The organism is Luteimonas sp. TWI382 (assembly GCF_039674545.1).
Taxonomy (GTDB): Bacteria; Pseudomonadota; Gammaproteobacteria; order Xanthomonadales; family Xanthomonadaceae; genus Luteimonas.
The window spans coordinates 1-1927 of the sequence record NZ_JBDJNS010000049.1 but is presented as its reverse complement, the minus strand read 5'-3'; the positions used below and the strand labels follow the sequence as shown (position 1 = coordinate 1927).

Annotated in this window: 1 protein-coding gene and 1 pseudogene; both read right to left on the bottom strand. The window is 54.4% G+C overall.

Annotated elements, in window-relative coordinates; genetic code table 11:
* Positions 1 to 636: 636 nt before the first annotated feature.
* Complete coding sequence (locus ABE505_RS17030; protein ID WP_346445844.1) at positions 637 to 1083, bottom strand: hypothetical protein; 447 nt, start codon at positions 1081 to 1083, stop codon at positions 637 to 639.
* Between the two features lie 680 nt (positions 1084 to 1763).
* A pseudogene (locus ABE505_RS17025) lies at positions 1764 to 1927 on the bottom strand (integrase core domain-containing protein); the annotation flags it as partial.

Sequence of the window (1927 nt, the reverse complement as noted above, 5' to 3'; positions counted from 1 at the left end):
GATGAACGGGCGACCGCGCAAGACGCTCGGCTGGGCAACACCAGCCCAGGTGATGGAGAGGGAAATCATCGACTTCAAATCACGTGTTGCACTTGATTCTTGAGACCGCCCAGCCTCTCGATCGTCTTCCGTTCGAACATCCCCTCACCCTTGCGCCCTGTAAGCAGGCATCAAGCGTAACAGTGGCTGGCAAAGGATTCCCCCGCTAATCTGCGCAGAATCTGAATTAAGCCGGGCCGCGAAGCGGCATCGGCTTGAATGAATTGTTAGGTGCGTTCTAAACAACGACCGTCTTTAGGGCGACCATGATTTTATGGCCGTTATGAGAACGATCAATGCTCCAGAAAATATGCTCGATCTGGTAAATGACGAGCCGCTCCTTGACCATATCCGGTGGATTTGTCCATTGATCCGTAGCGGCCGAGTGGAAGTAATCTCCAACTGACATCGCTCCAAACGGGGTTGAGCTCTGAACGAAGAAGCATGGATCACTCTGGAAGCTGCCTTGATACACCTCTAGGTGGTACTCGGTCGGGAAAAATTCGCTCTTCATAAGCCCCCTGGTTGCTGATTTCGCACCCAACGCCTGAATTAAGCCGCGCCGCGCCGCGAAGCGGCGTCGGCTTGAATGAATTGTTAGCTCGCATCCGACTCATCCTCGAAGTAGAGATAACCACGAAAATTGTTGCCCTCTTCGTGAAGTGCCCGGCGAAGTCGGCTGGCCTCCGCTTGGATAGCGATCAATCTGGACTCTACCTCTGCACGTTCTGGTGCGGAAAGCTCTATGTCCGGGTCAAGACAGTGAGTGATCGATTTGTGACTGAGGAAGTTTCGTTCCTCCTTGAAAGCCATAAGATCGTTGGCGAGTTGTGGATTGTTACTGAGCTTCTTGAACGTCTTGATGAGCGTTTCTAGCGCAGAATCCTCATAGTCGCTGCCTGAGTATTTGAACGGTATCTTGTCTCCGACAAACTTCTTCGCCAGTTCAAGTGCCTCGGATATGTAAAGTTTCAGTTCTTGCTCGACTAACTGGCAGCCAGTCAAGGCATGAGCAACTTTCAGATAGAAGCAATCATCTGCCATGCGGGCTAACGCCTGATTTAAGTCGCGCCGCGAAGCGGCGTCGGTGTTAGGCTACCGCCCAACGATGCGCTTTTGCAGCACCTTTAGCTGAAGTCAATTGTAACGCGATTGCCGCCTGCCTGAACAATGCGCACCAGAGAGTCAGTGGTGCGGTTGCCAGCTTTCACAATCACGGGCGCAGATGTGCTTTGAACAATCCGCACGACTGAATCAGTGGTTGGTCGATCGCCAACAACGATAGGACCGCCGCCGGCTTGAGCAATACGCACGATTGAGTCTGTAGTGTGATTTGACATGTATTTCCCCTGAGTTGATGAAAATCCTTCTCAGTCGCCTGACGCGTATTGGACCGCCTGAACGCGGTGTTGCGCGCAGTATGGCGCATGTTGGGCGTGGTGGAAACAGGCAAAACTCACCATTCACCATTAGGTTGCCGGGCTGTGCCCGGTCCTGCACGCGGACGGAGCCGTTGTGTTATCCGACGATTGAGCAGATGTATGGGTTACACCCCGAACGGGGTAGCGTAACGGGGCGGCGACTGCCCAGATCGCTGTGGCAGGTTCGCGATTGACCGTGGGGTCGGCGCTACAGCTTACGGGCGAAAAAGGCCTCTGCCGAGGCGCTGATCCGATTCTTGCTCGCTAACGGCAAACCCTTGCTGGCCGAAAAGAAGCGCATCGCTAGATGTGTAAAGCCAGTACGTTGTTCACGGGATGGAGATTCTGGAGATAGTCGGGTTGTAGCCGAGGCTGGCATGGGGTCGATGCCAGTTGTAGGTGTGCAGCCAGTGGGGCAGTTCAGCAGCCCGCTGGTCGGAAGTGTCGTAGCTGCGGGCGTAGGCCCA